14 protein-coding genes are annotated in these 16,350 nt (G+C 51.3%); 13 read left to right on the top strand and 1 reads right to left on the bottom strand.

What is annotated here, in order from left to right; all coding sequences use genetic code 11:
- Positions 1-25 precede the first annotated feature (25 nt).
- Both dcd and asmA read left to right on the top strand, forming a co-directional pair.
- Positions 26-607 carry a dCTP deaminase gene (gene dcd / locus C7B16_RS05145; protein ID WP_001234771.1) on the top strand — a complete coding sequence of 194 codons (582 nt, stop codon included), beginning with the start codon at positions 26-28 and terminating at the stop codon, positions 605-607.
- Positions 608-628: 21 nt separating this feature from the next.
- Positions 629-2,482, top strand: a complete 1,854-nt coding sequence (gene asmA / locus C7B16_RS05140) for an outer membrane assembly protein AsmA (RefSeq protein ID WP_061090431.1) — start codon at positions 629-631, stop codon at positions 2,480-2,482.
- 459 nt (positions 2,483-2,941) lie between these two features.
- Here the strand turns inward: asmA and C7B16_RS05135 are convergent, their stop codons facing one another.
- A complete protein-coding gene (locus C7B16_RS05135) occupies positions 2,942-4,525 on the bottom strand; it encodes a TerC family protein (RefSeq protein WP_000454698.1) in 1,584 nt (527 codons plus the stop codon).
- Between the two features lie 669 nt (positions 4,526-5,194).
- On the opposite strand from C7B16_RS05135, the gene wza reads away from it, so the two are divergent.
- The 11 genes from wza to fcl all read left to right on the top strand — a co-directional run bounded on the left by wza (position 5,195) and on the right by fcl (position 16,350).
- Positions 5,195-6,334 (top strand): polysaccharide export protein Wza, encoded by a 1,140-nt coding sequence (wza, locus tag C7B16_RS05125; protein ID WP_107179430.1) that lies wholly within the window; start codon positions 5,195-5,197, stop codon positions 6,332-6,334.
- Between the two features lie 5 nt (positions 6,335-6,339).
- The gene (gene wzb, locus C7B16_RS05120; RefSeq protein WP_000482894.1) at positions 6,340-6,783 is read left to right on the top strand and encodes a low molecular weight protein-tyrosine-phosphatase Wzb; all 444 of its coding nucleotides are present in this window, start codon (positions 6,340-6,342) and stop codon (positions 6,781-6,783) included.
- Positions 6,784-6,785: 2 nt separating this feature from the next.
- The gene (wzc, locus tag C7B16_RS05115; RefSeq protein WP_105276111.1) at positions 6,786-8,948 is read left to right on the top strand and encodes a tyrosine-protein kinase Wzc; all 2,163 of its coding nucleotides are present in this window, start codon (positions 6,786-6,788) and stop codon (positions 8,946-8,948) included.
- A gap of 106 nt (positions 8,949-9,054) precedes the next feature.
- The gene (gene wcaA, locus C7B16_RS05110; RefSeq protein WP_107179458.1) at positions 9,055-9,894 is read left to right on the top strand and encodes a colanic acid biosynthesis glycosyltransferase WcaA; all 840 of its coding nucleotides are present in this window, start codon (positions 9,055-9,057) and stop codon (positions 9,892-9,894) included.
- A 2-nt stretch (positions 9,895-9,896) separates the two neighbouring features.
- A complete protein-coding gene (gene wcaB, locus C7B16_RS05105; RefSeq protein ID WP_000888754.1) occupies positions 9,897-10,385 on the top strand; it encodes a colanic acid biosynthesis acetyltransferase WcaB in 489 nt (162 codons plus the stop codon).
- Positions 10,382-11,599 (top strand): colanic acid biosynthesis glycosyltransferase WcaC, encoded by a 1,218-nt coding sequence (gene wcaC, locus C7B16_RS05100; RefSeq protein WP_107179429.1) that lies wholly within the window; start codon positions 10,382-10,384, stop codon positions 11,597-11,599. The genes wcaB and wcaC overlap by 4 nt, the downstream gene beginning before the upstream one ends.
- Entirely contained in the window at positions 11,574-12,794 is a 1,221-nt protein-coding gene (gene wcaD, locus C7B16_RS05095) for a colanic acid polymerase WcaD (protein WP_107179428.1), read from the top strand. Before wcaC ends, wcaD begins: the two co-directional genes overlap by 26 nt.
- A gap of 129 nt (positions 12,795-12,923) precedes the next feature.
- Positions 12,924-13,670: a colanic acid biosynthesis glycosyltransferase WcaE gene (gene wcaE / locus C7B16_RS05090; RefSeq protein WP_001516635.1), complete on the top strand. Its 747-nt coding sequence runs from the start codon at positions 12,924-12,926 to the stop codon at positions 13,668-13,670.
- 15 nt (positions 13,671-13,685) lie between these two features.
- A complete protein-coding gene (gene wcaF / locus C7B16_RS05085) occupies positions 13,686-14,234 on the top strand; it encodes a colanic acid biosynthesis acetyltransferase WcaF (RefSeq protein ID WP_001516634.1) in 549 nt (182 codons plus the stop codon).
- 26 nt (positions 14,235-14,260) lie between these two features.
- Positions 14,261-15,382: a GDP-mannose 4,6-dehydratase gene (gene gmd, locus C7B16_RS05080; RefSeq protein ID WP_000048206.1), complete on the top strand. Its 1,122-nt coding sequence runs from the start codon at positions 14,261-14,263 to the stop codon at positions 15,380-15,382.
- Between the two features lie 2 nt (positions 15,383-15,384).
- Positions 15,385-16,350, top strand: coding sequence for a GDP-L-fucose synthase (fcl, locus tag C7B16_RS05075; RefSeq protein ID WP_016248895.1), 966 nt, complete (start codon positions 15,385-15,387; stop codon positions 16,348-16,350).

Raw genomic sequence — 16,350 nt, 5'->3', positions numbered from 1 at the left:
GTGATGCGCGAAAGGAGAAAATGCCATGCGTCTGTGTGACCGAGATATTGAAGCCTGGCTTGATGAAGGCCGTTTGTCGATCAACCCACGTCCGCCGGTGGAGCGTATTAATGGCGCGACGGTGGATGTGCGCCTGGGCAATAAATTTCGTACCTTCCGGGGCCACACGGCAGCGTTTATCGATCTGAGCGGTCCTAAAGACGAAGTGAGCGCGGCCCTTGATCGCGTGATGAGCGATGAGATCGTGCTCGATGAAAACGAGGCGTTTTTTCTTCATCCAGGTGAGCTGGCGCTGGCGGTGACGCTGGAGTCGGTAACCTTGCCTGCTGATTTGGTGGGCTGGCTGGACGGGCGTTCTTCACTGGCGCGTTTAGGGCTGATGGTGCACGTCACCGCACACCGTATCGATCCGGGCTGGTCTGGCTGCATTGTGCTGGAGTTTTACAACTCCGGTAAACTGCCGTTGGCGCTGCGCCCGGGGATGTTAATTGGCGCGCTGAGCTTTGAGCCGCTTTCCGGCCCGGCAGCGCGTCCATACAACCGCCGTGAAGATGCGAAATATCGCAACCAGCAGGGCGCGGTCGCCAGTCGAATCGATAAAGACTAATTCAGGCCCATTGAGGATTCCATGAGACGATTTCTGACGACGCTGATGATACTCCTGGTCGTGCTGGTGGCCGGGTTATCTGCGCTAGTGTTGCTGGTGAATCCGAATGATTTCCGCGACTATATGGTCAAGCAGGTTGCTGCGCGTAGCGGCTATCAATTGCAGTTGGACGGGCCACTGCGTTGGCACGTCTGGCCGCAACTTAGTATTCTCTCCGGGCGCATGTCCCTTACCGCCCAGGGTGCCAGCCAGCCGCTGGTACGAGCCGATAATATGCGCCTTGATGTGGCGCTTTTACCGCTACTGAGCCATCAACTGAGCGTTAAGCAGGTGATGCTGAAAGGCGCAGTCATTCAACTGACGCCGCAGACAGAAGCGGTGCGGAGTGAAGATGCCCCCGTTGCGCCGCGCGATAATACGTTGCCGGAGCTGTCAGAAGATCGCGGCTGGTCGTTTGATATCTCCAGCCTGAAGGTAGCTGACAGTGTGCTGGTATTCCAGCATGAAAATGACGAGCAGGTGACGATTCGCAATATCCGTCTGCAAATGGAGCAAGATCCCCAACATCGTGGCTCGTTTGAGTTCTCCGGGCGGGTTAATCGCGACCAGCGCGATCTCACGTTATCTCTCAAAGGCACGGTGGATGCCTCTGATTATCCGCAAGATTTAACGGCAGCTATTGAACAAATTAACTGGCAGTTGCAGGGCGCAGACTTGCCAAAACAAGGTATTCAGGGGCAGGGGAGTTTCCAGGCCCAGTGGCAAGAGCCACATAAACGTCTGTCATTTCATCAAATCAATTTGACCGCTAACGACAGTACGCTCAGTGGGCAAGCGCAGGTCACGCTGACAGAGAAGCCGGAATGGTTGTTAAGACTGCAATTCCCGCAGCTTAATCTCGATAACTTAATCCCGCTTAATGAAACAGTTAACGGTGAAATCGGTGCTGCGCAGCAGGGGCAGAATCAACCAACGTTACCACGTCCCGTTATTTCCTCGCGTATTGATGAGCCAGCCTACCAGGGGTTAAAAGGTTTTGCCGCCGATATATTGTTGCAGGCTGATAACGTGCGTTGGCGCGGAATGAATTTTACCGATGTCGCCACGCAAATGACCAACAAGTCGGGCTTGTTGGAGATTATCCAACTGCAAGGCAAACTCAACGGTGGGCAAGTTTCGCTGCCGGGCACGCTGGACTCGACGGTAAAAAATCCGCGGATATCCTTTCAACCCCGGTTGGAAAACGTTGAGATTGGCACTATTCTGAAGGCGTTTAACTATCCGATTTCGTTGACCGGCAAAATGTCGCTGGCCGGTGATTTCTCCGGTGCTGACATTGATGCGGAAGATTTCCGCCATAATTGGCAAGGGAAGGCGCATGTTGAAATGGCCGACACGCGCATGGAAGGGATGAACTTCCAGCAGATGATCCAGCAGGCGGTAGAACGTAACGGCGGTGATGTGAAGGCTGCTGAAAACTTCGATAATGTGACACGGCTTGACCGTTTTACGACGGATTTGACGCTAAATAATGGCGTCGTGACGTTAAACGACATGCAGGGTGAATCGCCAGTGCTGGCGCTGACAGGGGCTGGTACGTTGAATCTGGCAGAGCAAACCTGTGACACCCAGTTTGATATTCGTGTCGTTGGCGGCTGGAACGGAGAAAGCAAGCTGGTTGAATTCTTCAAAGAAACACCGGTTCCGCTGCGGGTTTATGGCAACTGGCAGCAACTCAATTACAGTCTGCAAGTGGATCAGTTGCTGCGTAAACAGTTACAGGACGAAGCCAAACGTCGCCTGAACGACTGGGCTGAGCGCAATAAAGACTCCCGCAATGGTAAAGATGTGAAGAAGTTGCTGGAGAAGATGTAAGTTTCCAGATGACATAATTTGTAGGCCTGATAAGACGCGTAAAGCGTCGCATCAGGCAATCACGTAGATTACTTTCAGCAAAGATGAATCATCAGTAAAAGTAAGGTATTTCAGCGAGGGTGTTGGTCCGGCTGTAAATCGCCGAATCGTTTCCTGTAGGCCGGGGCAGCCCACATGGATGTGGGCTGAGGGCGCGTTTTACAGGGATGTTACCTCGCGCCCGTACCCGATAGCCGAAAGGAATAAGATGAGGGGACCGCGCCAGCGGCGATTTACCGCCGGGAGCCCGGGTTGCCAGGGTGGTGGCGATTGAGCCACCCTGGCACGTTCACCGGCTTGAGCGTTCCAAAGTAGCGAGGAACATAAAGTGAACGGAACAGCCTTCAATGTCACATACTCTCCCGGTTGAATGAAACGCCTGATGCGACGCTTTACGCGTCTTATCAGGCCTACATGCCCTCACACCTCATACTCCAAATTATCTTCCTTATGCAGCGGAATAATCTGCACCTTCTGCACGCGATGGCTCTCCACCTGCAACGTTTTGAGCAAATAATCCCCTACCTGTACTTCTTCGCCAGGTTGTGGAATGCGCTGCAAATATTCCATCAGCAGCCCGGCAATGGTGTGATATTCACGCTTCTCGTCCAGCGGCAGCGGCACATATTGCACCAGATCTTCCAGCGGCATATGGCCATTCGCCGTCCAGGAGCCGTCGGCGTTTTTCTGAATATCATGACGGGCGTCGATCTCTTCCACTTCGTTCGGCAGGTTCCCGGCGATGGTTTCGGTGACGTCACTTAATGTCACAATCCCTTCCACTGAGCCAAACTCATCCACCACAAAAGCAAAGTGCGTGCGAGCGTTACGGAACTGCTCGAGGGCAGGTAACAATGGCAAGGTTTCCGGAAAGACCAGCGGCTGGCGAATTAACACCCGCAGGTTGAGCGGTTCACCGCGCAGCGACTGTTGCAGCAGGTCGATAACGTGAACAACACCGAGCAAATCTTCGGCGTCGTCACCGTCGGTAACGACCAGACGCGTGTGCTGATTTCGCTCCAGTAACCGGCGGATCTCTTCTTCCGGGGCGTTGAGATCAATATGCTCAATATCGTGACGTGAGGTCATAATGCTGCTGACGGTACGCTGATTCAGATTGAGTACCCGCTCGATCATCCGCCGCTCCTGCGGATTAAAGATTTGCTGATTATCATGATCCACCAGCATTGACGCGGTTTCGGCATCCAGTTCTGCATCTTCTTTTTGCCCGCTTAACAGGCGCATCACTGCTTCGGTTGTGCGCTGACGCAGCGTCTGATTGGCGGAAAGAAAACGGCGTCGGTTAAAGATGGCTAACTGGTTGAGCGCCTCGATCATCACTGAGAAACCAATAGCAGCGTACAAATACCCCTTCGGAATGGCGAATCCGAAACCTTCCGCGACCAGGCTAAAGCCAATCATCAACAGGAAACTTAAGCACAGTATAACGATGGTTGGGTGGCTATTAACGAACTGAGTTAACGGCTTGCTGGCCATCAGCATCAGACTGATAGCGATAACGACGGCGGCCATCATTACCAGTAAATGATCGACCATCCCAACGGCGGTAATCACCGAGTCGAGAGAGAAGATGGCGTCCAGCACGACTATCTGCGTCACCACGCCCCAGAACTTCGCTCCTTTGCGTTGTGTGGGGTTATTGCTGTCTTTCCCTTCCAGCCGCTCGTTCAGCTCCATCGTAGCTTTGAACAGCAGGAAGAAACCACCGAACAGCATGATTAAGTCGCGGGCGCTAAAGGTAAACGAGCGGAAGCTAAACAGCGGTTGGGTCAGAGTGACCAGCCAGGAGATTGACGCCAGCAGTAACAGGCGCATTAACATTGCCAGCAGTAGTCCGGTAACTCGTGCGCGGTCGCGCTGCTTCGGCGGTAGTTTTTCTGCGAGGATGGCAATAAAGACCAGGTTATCAATACCGAGGACCAGTTCGATCACTATCAGCGTGATTAACCCGGCCCAGATAGACGGATCGGCAATCCATTCCATAGTAAGTGCAATACCTATTCGTTGTATGACAAATGTCACAATTCGATCATGGATAATGATGCGCCAAATTGCAATGCTCAGGCATGACTTATCAGATTTTTATTCACAATGAATCCGGTAATCAATCCCCTTTATTTTGTGTTGAAAATAACTCTCTTATCGCAAATATATTTAAGAAATATCGCATATGGAGGTGGTATATTAAATATTGTCAACATAAAGAAACTCCTAAAAGATACAAAAAATAGCCTTCATATAATTCTTAAAAATAGTCAATTACCGATTTGTTACCTTGCCTGCTATTCCTTTAGCTGTAACACTTCTTCCTGAATTATTGGAGAGCAAATATTTAATTACCATAATGCTATCTTATAGTCGGGGAAATAATTTCCGGAATAATGCTTTCACATAGACTGTTGCATGGTGAAATGGTTAGAAAATTTGAACCAAATCAGTGTATTGGTAGCTAAAAAGCCAGGGGCGGTAGCGTGTCTGGATGCCTGAACGATGAGTCTGAATTATTCTGTCAATAGCCTGCGGATGAAATCAATTTTTTTAGGACTGATGCCAGTTAAATTTTTATTCAATTAACTGCAAGGTAAATGTGCATAGTGATATTGCGACGAATAATGCACAGGATAATGACTCTGCCAAAGTGATAAATAAACAATGATGAAATCCAAAATGAAATTGATGCCATTATTGGTGTCAGTAACCTTGATAAGCGGTTGCACAGTACTTCCGGGCAGCAATATGTCTACGATGGGTAAAGACGTCATCAAACAGCAGGACGCTGATTTCGATCTCGACAAAATGGTGAATGTTTATCCGCTTACCCCGCGTCTGGTTGATCAATTACGCCCACGCCCCAACGTGGCGCGCCCTAATATGACGCTGGAAAGTGAGATTGCTAATTACCAGTATCGTGTTGGATCCGGCGATGTTCTTAACGTCACTGTCTGGGATCACCCTGAACTCACCACGCCTGCCGGTCAGTACCGCAGCTCCAGCGATGCCGGTAACTGGGTACAGCCTGACGGCACCATGTTCTATCCGTATATTGGCAAGGTTCACGTGGTGGGCAAAACTCTCGCTGAAATTCGCAGTGATATTACCCGCCGCTTAGCGACATACATCGCTGACCCGCAGGTGGACGTTAATATCGCCGCCTTCCGTTCGCAAAAAGCCTATATCTCCGGCCAGGTGAATAAATCCGGTCAGCAGGCCATTACCAACGTGCCGCTGACCATTCTCGATGCCATTAACGCCGCTGGTGGCCTGACCGACACCGCCGACTGGCGCAACGTCGTTCTGACACACAATGGCCGCGAAGAACGTATTTCTTTGCAGGCGCTGATGCAAAACGGCGATCTCAACCAGAACCGACTGCTTTATCCGGGCGATATTCTTTACGTGCCGCGTAATGACGATCTGAAAGTGTTCGTGATGGGCGAAGTGAAGAAACAGAGCACCCTGAAAATGGACTTTAGCGGCATGACCCTGACTGAAGCCCTGGGCAATGCCGAAGGTATTGATATGACCACCTCTAACGCCAGCGGCATCTTTGTCATTCGTCCGCTGAAAGGCGAGGGCGGGCGCGGCGGCAAGATTGCCAACATCTACCAGTTGGATATGTCCGATGCCACTTCGCTGGTGATGGCGACGGAATTCCGCCTCCAGCCTTACGACGTGGTGTATGTCACCACCGCCCCGGTTTCCCGCTGGAACCGCCTGATCAATCAGTTGCTGCCAACTATTAGCGGTGTCCGTTACATGACGGATACAGCCAGCGACATTCATAACTGGTAATCGTCATGTTTAACAACATCTTAGTTGTCTGCGTCGGCAATATTTGCCGCTCCCCGACGGCGGAGCGCTTACTGCAACGTTATCACCCTGAGCTGAAAGTGGAGTCCGCTGGGCTCGGTGCGTTGGTAGGTAAAGGCGCTGATCCTACCGCCATCAGCGTCGCCGCAGAACATCAACTGTCTCTGGAAGGTCACTGCGCCCGGCAAATCAGCCGCCGCCTGTGTCGCAACTACGACCTGATTTTGACCATGGAAAAGCGCCATATCGCCCGTTTATGCGAGATAGCGCCGGAGATGCGCGGCAAAGTGATGCTGTTTGGTCACTGGGATAACGAATGTGAAATCCCCGACCCCTATCGCAAAAGTCGGGAAACGTTTGCAGCGGTGTACACATTACTTGAACGGTCTGCCCGCCAGTGGGCGCAGGCATTGAACGCAGAGCAGGTATAAGAATGACAGAAAAAGTAAAACAACATGCCGCTCCGGTAACGGGCAGTGATGAAATCGATATTGGTCGTCTGGTCGGCACCGTCATTGAAGCGCGCTGGTGGGTGCTTGGCATCACTGCCGTATTCGCCCTCTGTGCCGTGATTTACACCTTCTTCGCCACGCCGATTTACAGCGCCGATGCACTGGTTCAAATCGAACAAAGTGGCGGTAATTCGCTGGTGCAGGACATCGGTTCGGCGTTAGCCAACAAACCGCCAGCATCGGACGCCGAGATCCAGTTGATTCGATCGCGTCTGGTGCTCGGCAAAACGGTTGACGATCTCGACCTTGATATTGCGGTGAGCAAAAACACGTTCCCGATTTTCGGTGCGGGTTGGGATCGTCTGATGGGACGCCAGAACGAGACGGTGAAAGTGACCACCTTTAACCGTCCAAAAGAGATGGCAGATCAGGTATTTACGCTTAACGTTCTGGACAACAAAAACTACACCCTGATCAGTGATGGTGGCTTTAGCGCCCGTGGGCAAGCAGGCCAGATGCTGAAAAAAGAGGGCGTCGCGCTGATGGTCGAAGCCATTCACGCCAGTCCGGGCAGTGCGTTTACGGTTACGAAATACTCCACGCTCGGGATGATTAATCAACTGCAAAATAGCCTGACGGTAACGGAGAACGGCAAAGACGCTGGTGTACTTAGCCTGACTTATACCGGTGAAGATCGCGAACAGATCCGCGACATTCTTAACAGCATCGCCCGTAACTATCAGGAACAAAATATTGAACGTAAGTCGGCAGAAGCGTCGAAAAGCCTCGCCTTCCTCGCACAGCAGTTGCCGGAAGTGCGCAGCCGCCTTGATGTCGCTGAAAACAAACTGAATGCCTTCCGTCAGGATAAAGATTCCGTCGATTTACCGCTGGAAGCAAAAGCAGTGCTCGATTCGATGGTCAACATCGACGCACAGCTTAACGAACTGACCTTTAAAGAGGCGGAAATCTCCAAACTGTATACCAAAGTCCACCCGGCCTACCGTACCTTGCTGGAGAAACGTCAGGCACTGGAAGACGAAAAAGCCAAACTTAACGGCCGGGTGACGGCGATGCCGAAAACTCAGCAAGAGATTGTGCGCCTGACCCGCGATGTGGAATCTGGTCAACAGGTCTATATGCAACTGCTGAATAAAGAGCAGGAGCTGAAAATTACTGAAGCCAGTACCGTCGGTGATGTACGTATTGTTGACCCGGCAATCACCCAGCCTGGTGTACTGAAACCGAAGAAAGGGTTGATTATTCTTGGTGCGATTATCCTCGGCCTGATGCTCTCCATTGTTGGCGTGTTGCTGCGCTCACTGTTTAATCGCGGTATTGAAAGCCCGCAGGTGCTGGAAGAACATGGCATCAGCGTTTACGCCTGCATTCCACTGTCGGAATGGCAGAAAGCACGCGATAGTGTCAAAACGATTAAAGGTATTAAACGCTACAAACAGAGCCAGTTGTTGGCGGTGGGGAATCCAACCGATCTGGCGATTGAAGCCGTCCGCAGTCTGCGTACCAGCCTGCACTTCGCGATGATGCAGGCGCAAAATAATGTGCTGATGCTGACCGGGGTTAGCCCGTCAATTGGTAAAACCTTTGTCTGTGCCAACCTTGCCGCGGTGATCAGTCAGACCAATAAACGGGTGTTGTTGATCGACTGCGATATGCGCAAAGGCTATACCCACGAGTTACTCGGCACCAATAACGTCAATGGCCTGTCGGAGCTACTGATTGGCAAGGGTGATATTGCGGCCAGTGCCAAACCCACTTCGATTCCTAATTTTGACCTGATCCCGCGCGGTCAGGTGCCGCCGAATCCGTCTGAACTTCTGATGAGCGAACGCTTTGCCGAACTGGTGAGCTGGGCGAGTAAAAACTACGACCTGGTGTTGATTGATACGCCGCCGATTCTGGCGGTGACCGATGCGGCAATTGTCGGGCGTCATGTCGGAACCACCTTGATGGTGGCGCGTTATGCGGTCAACACCTTGAAAGAAGTGGAAACCAGCCTCAGCCGTTTTGAGCAAAACGGGATTACGGTGAAAGGGGTGATTCTGAACTCCATCTTCCGCCGCGCCAGTGCGTATCAGGATTATGGCTACTACGAATATGAATATAAGTCGGATGCAAAATAACGAGGTCGGTTTCCCGATACCTGCATTCGCACCGCCCCGTAGGCCGGATAAGGCGTTCACGCCGCATCCGGCAAGCAAACCAGCTCATAAGCCGGGAGAACAAACTATGAAAGACAATCCGCTGATCTCAATCTATATGCCGACCTGGAACCGCCAACAACTGGCGATTCGGGCGATCAAATCGGTCCTGCGCCAGGACTACAGCAACTGGGAGATGATCATCGTTGATGATTGCTCTACGTCCTGGGAACAGTTGCAACAATACGTCACAGCCCTCAATGACCCACGCATCACCTACATTCACAACGATATTAACAGTGGAGCCTGCGCGGTACGCAACCAGGCGATTATGCTGGCTCAAGGGGAATACATCACCGGGATCGATGACGATGACGAGTGGACACCCAACCGCCTGAGCGTCTTCTTCGCCCATAAACAGCAACTGGTCACTCACGCCTTTTTGTACGCTAACGACTACGTTTGCCAGGGCGAAGTCTATTCCCAACCGGCAAGCCTGCCGCTGTATCCCAAATCGCCGTATTCACGCCGCCTGTTCTACAAGCGCAACATCATCGGCAACCAGGTTTTTACCTGGGCGTGGCGTTTCAAAGAGTGCTTGTTCGATACCGAACTGAAAGCGGCACAGGATTACGACATCTTCCTGCGGATGGTGGTGGAGTATGGCGAACCGTGGAAAGTGGAAGAGGCGACGCAGATCCTGCATATCAATCACGGCGAAATGCAGATCACCTCGTCACCGAAAAAATTCTCCGGATACTTCCATTTTTACCGCAAGCACAAAGACAAATTCGACCGCGCCAGCAAAAAGTATCAACTGTTTACCCTCTATCAAATCCGCAATAAGCACATGACCTGGCGCACTTTGCTGACACTGTTGTCAGTGCGCAATGGTAAACGTCTGGCGGACGGGCTGCGGGGGCGCTAAGGATGCTGGAAGATCTGCGCGCCAATAGCTGGAGTCTCCGCCCGTGCTGCATGGTTCTCGCCTATCGCGTTGCCCATTTTTGCTCGGTGTGGCGCAAAAAGAACGTCCTCAACAATCTGTGGGCGGTTCCGCTGCTGGTGCTGTATCGCATTATCACTGAATGCTTTTTCGGTTATGAAATCCAGGCTGCCGCGACCATCGGACGTCGTTTTACCATCCATCACGGCTACGCGGTGGTGATCAATAAAAACGTGGTGGCGGGGGATGATTTCACCATTCGCCACGGTGTCACTATTGGCAATCGAGGAGCCGACAACATGGCGTGCCCCCAAATTGGCAACGGCGTCGAACTCGGTGCCAATGTCATTATTCTTGGCGATATCACCATTGGTCACAACGTGACTGTCGGCGCGGGCAGCGTGGTGCTCGATGCTGTCCCGGACAACGCGCTGGTGGTGGGAGAAAAAGCGCGAGTGAAGGTAATTAAATGAATATTTTGCAATTTAATGTGCGGCTGGCGGAGGGCGGGGCGGCAGGCGTGGCGTTAGATCTCCACCAGCGCGCACTGCAACAGGGGCTGGCGTCACATTTTGTCTACGGCTACGGCAAGGGCGGCAAAGAGAGTGTCAGCCATCAAAACTATCCGCAGGTGATTAAACACACCCCACGCCTGACGGCGATGGCGAATATCGCACTGTTTCCACTGTTTAACCGCGACGTGTTCGGCAATTTTAATGCGTTATATCGCACCATTACCCGCACGCAGGGGCCAGTGGTGCTGCATTTTCATGTCCTGCACAGTTACTGGTTGAATCTCAACAACGTGGTGAGATTTTGCGAAAAAGTGAAAAACCACAAGCCAGATGTCACTCTGCTCTGGACGCTGCACGACCACTGGAGTGTCACCGGACGCTGCGCCTTTACCGACGGTTGTGAAGGCTGGAAAACGGGCTGTCAGAAATGCTCGACTCTAAATAACTATCCGCCGGTGAAGGTTGATCGCGCGCACCAGCGAGTTACAGGCAAACGCCAGTTGTTCCGTGAGATGCTGGCGCTGGGCTGTCAGTTTATTTCCCCCAGCCAGCATGTGGCTGACGCTTTCAATAGTCTGTACGGGCCTGGACGTTGCCGGATTATCAATAACGGGATTGACGTGGCAACCGAGGCAATTCTGGCGGAACTGCCACCGGTGCGCGAAACCCAGGGCAAGCCGAAAATCGCTGTGGTGGCGCATGACCTGCGTTATGACGGCAAAACTAACCAGCGACTGGTACGCGAAATGATGGCGCTGGGCGATAAAATCGAACTTCATACCTTCGGTAAGTTCTCGCCGTTTAGCGCAGGCAACGTGGTCAATCACGGTTTTGAAACCGACAAACGTAAGCTGATGAGTGCGCTTAATCAAATGGATGCGCTGGTATTTAGCTCTCGCGTCGATAACTACCCGCTGATTTTGTGTGAAGCGTTATCCATCGGTGTGCCGGTGATTGCCACTCACAGCGACGCGGCGTGGGAAGTGCTGCAAAAGTCTGGCGGTAAAACCGTCAGCGAAGAAGAAGTGCTGCAACTGGTGCAGTTAAGTAAACCAGAAATCGCGCAGGCGATATTTGGCACCACACTTACCGGGTTCAGCCAGCGCAGTCGCACCGCCTACAGTGGACAACAGATGCTGGAGGAGTATGTCAAGTTCTATCAGGATCTGTAGCTACCTGCTGTTGCCGCTGATTTACCTGCTGGTTAACGTCAAAATCGCCCAGCTTGGCGAAAGTTTTCCCATCACCATCGTCACCTTTTTGCCTGTCTTGTTGTTGCTGTTTTTAGAGCGCATCAGCGTTAAAAAATTGATGATAGCGTTAGGGATTGGTGCGGGACTCACGGCGTTTAACTACCTGTTTGGTCAGTCTTTGGATGCCAGCAAATACGTTACCTCGACGATGCTGTTTGTCTATATCGTGATCATTATTGGCATGGTGTGGAGCATTCGCTTTAAAACCATTTCGCCACACAACCACCGCAAGATATTACGCTTCTTTTATTTGGTGGTTGGGCTGGTGGTGGTGCTGGCGGCGGTGGAGATGGCGCAAATTATCCTTACTGGCGGCAGCAGTATTATGGAGTCGATTTCGAAATACCTGATTTACAGTAACAGCTATGTACTGAATTTCATTAAATTCGGTGGCAAGCGCACCACGGCACTTTATTTCGAACCAGCATTTTTCGCTCTGGCATTAATCTCAATTTGGCTCAGTATCAAACAGTTTGGTATCAAAACCCCTAAAACCGATGCTATGATTCTCGCAGGGATAATATTATCCGGATCGTTTTCAGGGGTTATGACCTTTATCCTGTTTTATTTGCTGGAGTGGGCATTCCAGTATCTGAATAAAGAGGCGATTAAGAAAAAATTACCGCTGGCATTGATTTCTTTGGCTGTATTCCTGGTTGGTGTGGTCATTGCGTTTCCTTATATTTCCACCCGTCTGGGAGATTTAGGTACGGAAGGATCGTCATCGTATTATCGTATTGTTGGTCCGCTGGTGATGGTCGGTTATTCTTTGACCCATATTGACGGTGTGGTCAGATTTGGCTCACTTTATGAATATGTCGCATCATTCGGAATATTTAACGGTGCGGATGTCGGAAAAACCATAGACAATGGTTTATATCTGCTGATTATTTATTTTTCCTGGTTCGCGGTGTTTTTATCGCTGTGGTACATGGGGAAAGTGATAAAAATGATGCTCAACGCTTTTGGTGATAACCGCAATTTTCGCGTGCAATTATATCTTTTTACTCCGGTGTCGCTGTTTTTTACCGGTTCAATATTTAGCCCGGAATATGCATTTTTAATCGTCTGTCCGTTTATTTTGCGAAAAGCGTTAAATATACACCCTAAATAATTCGAGTTGCAGGAAGTTGGTGACACAGCGAATCCCAGGAGCCTACACGAGTACGTGACTGGGGGGAGCGAGGAAAACCAACGCACATGCAGCTTGAAGTATGACGGGTATTACGAGGTAAGAAAGAACATGTTGCTTAGCATAATCACCGTCGCGTTTCGTAATCTCGAAGGGATAGTTAAAACACACGCCTCCCTGACGCATCTGGCGCAGGCGGAGGATATCAGCTTCGAATGGATTGTTGTCGATGGCGGTTCGAACGACGGCAGCCGTGAGTATCTGGAAAATCTCAATGGTGTTCATAACTTACGCTTTGTCAGTGAGCCAGATAACGGCATCTACGACGCCATGAACAAAGGCATTGCGATGGCGCAAGGCAAATTTGCTTTGTTTCTTAACTCGGGCGATATCTTTCACCCGAATGCCGCGAATTTTGTGCGTAAGTTAAAAACACAACAAGATAACGTGATGGTCACTGGCGATGCGCTGCTGGATTTTGGCGATGGCCATAAAATTAAACGTAGCGCCAAACCTGGCTGGTATATTTATCACAGTCTGCCCGCCAGTCATCAGGCGATATTTTTCCCGGTTTCTGGTCTGAAAAAATGGCGCTATGATCTGGAATATAAAGTTTCTTCCGATTACGCGCTGGCGGCCAAAATGTATAAGGCCGGTTATGCATTTAAAAAACTCAATGGCCTGGTGTCTGAATTTTCCATGGGCGGAATTTCTACCACCAATAATATGGAATTGTGTGCAGACGCCAAAAAAGTACAACGACAAATATTACATGTGCCTGGCTTCTGGGCTGAATTATCCTGGCATTTACGCCAGCGTACTACCTCAAAGACGAAAGCCTTATATAACAAAAGCTGAATATAAGGGAAAACGATGCAGGATTTAAGTGGGTTTTCAGTGCCGAAAGGGTTCCGGGGCGGCAACGCGATTAAAGTGCAATTATGGTGGACGGTACAGGCAACATTATTTGCCTGGTCACCGCAAGTATTGTATCGCTGGCGGGCATTTTTGTTACGTTTATTCGGCGCAAAAATAGGAAAAAACGTAGTTATTCGCCCGTCAGTAAAAATTACTTATCCGTGGAAATTAACTTTAGGTGATTACGCGTGGATCGGTGATGAGGTTAATTTATATACCCTTGGCGAAATTACCATTGGCGCTCATTCGGTAATTTCACAAAAAAGTTATTTGTGTACCGGCAGTCATGATCATGCAAGTGACTATTTCACTATTAACGCCTTGCCAATTGTGATTGGCGAGAAATGCTGGCTGGCGACGGATGTTTTTGTCGCGCCCGGCGTCACTATTGCCGACGGCACCGTCGTAGGTGCGCGAAGCAGTGTTTTTAAATCGCTTCCGGCAAATGTGGTTTGCCGGGGGAACCCCGCAGTGGTGATACGCAAACGCGTTGAAACTGAATAAATTCAAAAAATACAGAGGAATAAGACATGTCAAAAGTCGCTCTCATCACCGGCGTAACCGGACAAGATGGTTCTTACCTGGCAGAACTGCTGCTGGAGAAAGGTTACGAGGTGCATGGTATTAAGCGCCGCGCATCGTCATTCAATACCGAGCGCGTGGATCATATTTATCAGGATCCACACACCTGCAACCCGAAATTCCATCTGCATTATGGCGACCTGAGTGATACCTCCAACCTGACGCGCATTTTGCGTGAAGTACAGCCGGACGAAGTGTACAACCTGGGCGCGATGAGCCACGTTGCGGTTTCTTTTGAATCACCGGAATATACCGCAGACGTTGACGCGATGGGCACGCTGCGTCTGCTGGAGGCGATCCGCTTCCTCGGTCTGGAAAAGAAAACCCGTTTCTATCAGGCTTCCACCTCTGAACTATACGGTCTGGTGCAGGAAATTCCACAGAAAGAGACTACGCCGTTCTACCCGCGCTCTCCGTATGCGGTCGCCAAACTGTACGCCTACTGGATAACCGTCAACTACCGCGAATCCTATGGCATGTACGCCTGCAACGGCATTCTGTTTAATCATGAATCGCCGCGCCGTGGCGAAACCTTCGTCACCCGCAAAATTACCCGCGCAATCGCCAACATCGCTCAGGGGCTGGAGTCCTGCCTGTACCTCGGCAATATGGATTCCCTGCGTGACTGGGGGCATGCCAAAGATTACGTAAAAATGCAGTGGATGATGCTGCAACAGGAACAGCCAGAAGATTTCGTTATCGCTACCGGCGTTCAGTACTCCGTGCGCCAGTTTGTGGAAATGGCGGCGGCACAACTGGGTATCAAACTGCGCTTTGAAGGCACGGGCGTTGAAGAGAAGGGCATAGTGGTTTCCGTCACCGGGCATGACGCACCAGGCGTAAAACCGGGTGATGTAATTATCGCCGTTGACCCACGTTACTTCCGTCCGGCTGAAGTTGAAACGCTGCTCGGTGATCCGACCAAAGCGCACGAAAAACTGGGCTGGAAACCGGAAATCACCCTCAAAGAGATGGTCTCTGAAATGGTGGCTAACGACCTTGAGGCAGCGAAAAAACACTCTCTGCTGAAATCTCACGGCTACGACGTGGCGATCGCGCTGGAGTCTTAAGCATGAGTAAACAACGTATTTTTATCGCTGGCCATCGCGGGATGGTCGGTTCCGCCATCAAGCGCCAGCTCGAACAGCGCGGCGATGTGGAACTGGTATTGCGTACCCGCGACGAACTGAACCTGCTGGACAGCCGCGCGGTGGATGATTTCTTTGCCAGTGAGCGCATTGACCAGGTGTATCTGGCGGCGGCGAAAGTGGGCGGCATTGTTGCCAACAATACTTATCCGGCGGATTTCATCTACCAGAACATGATGATTGAGAGCAACATCATTCATGCCGCGCATCAGAACGACGTGAACAAACTGCTCTTTCTCGGTTCGTCCTGCATCTACCCAAAACTGGCAAAACAGCCGATGGCAGAAAGCGAGTTGTTACAGGGGACGCTGGAGCCGACCAATGAGCCCTACGCGATTGCCAAAATCGCCGGGATCAAACTGTGCGAATCATACAACCGCCAATATGGACGCGATTACCGCTCGGTCATGCCGACCAACCTGTACGGGCCACATGACAACTTCCACCCGAGTCACTCGCACGTGATCCCTGCATTGCTGCGCCGCTTCCACGAGGCGACAGCACAGAATGCGCCGGACGTGGTGGTGTGGGGCAGCGGCACACCGATGCGCGAATTTCTGCATGTCGATGATATGGCGGCGGCGAGCATTCATGTGATGGAGCTGGCGCACGAAGTCTGGTTGGAGAACACCCAGCCGATGCTGTCGCACATTAACGTTGGCACCGGCGTTGACTGCACCATCCGCGAGCTGGCGCAAACTATCGCTAAAGTGGTGGGCTACAAAGGTCGGGTAGTTTTCGACGCCAGCAAACCGGACGGCACGCCGCGCAAACTGTTGGATGTGACACGCCTGCATCAACTTGGCTGGTATCACGAAATCTCACTGGAGGCGGGGCTTGCCAGCACCTACCAGTGGTTTCTTGAGAATCAAGAGCGTTTTCGGGGGTAA

The sequence above is a fragment of the Escherichia sp. 20412-1 genome (genome assembly GCF_003027595.1).
Lineage (GTDB): Bacteria > Pseudomonadota > Gammaproteobacteria > Enterobacterales > Enterobacteriaceae > Escherichia > Escherichia marmotae.
The sequence above is the reverse complement of the archived record's forward strand: the minus strand, read 5'-3'. Positions and strand labels throughout refer to the sequence as shown.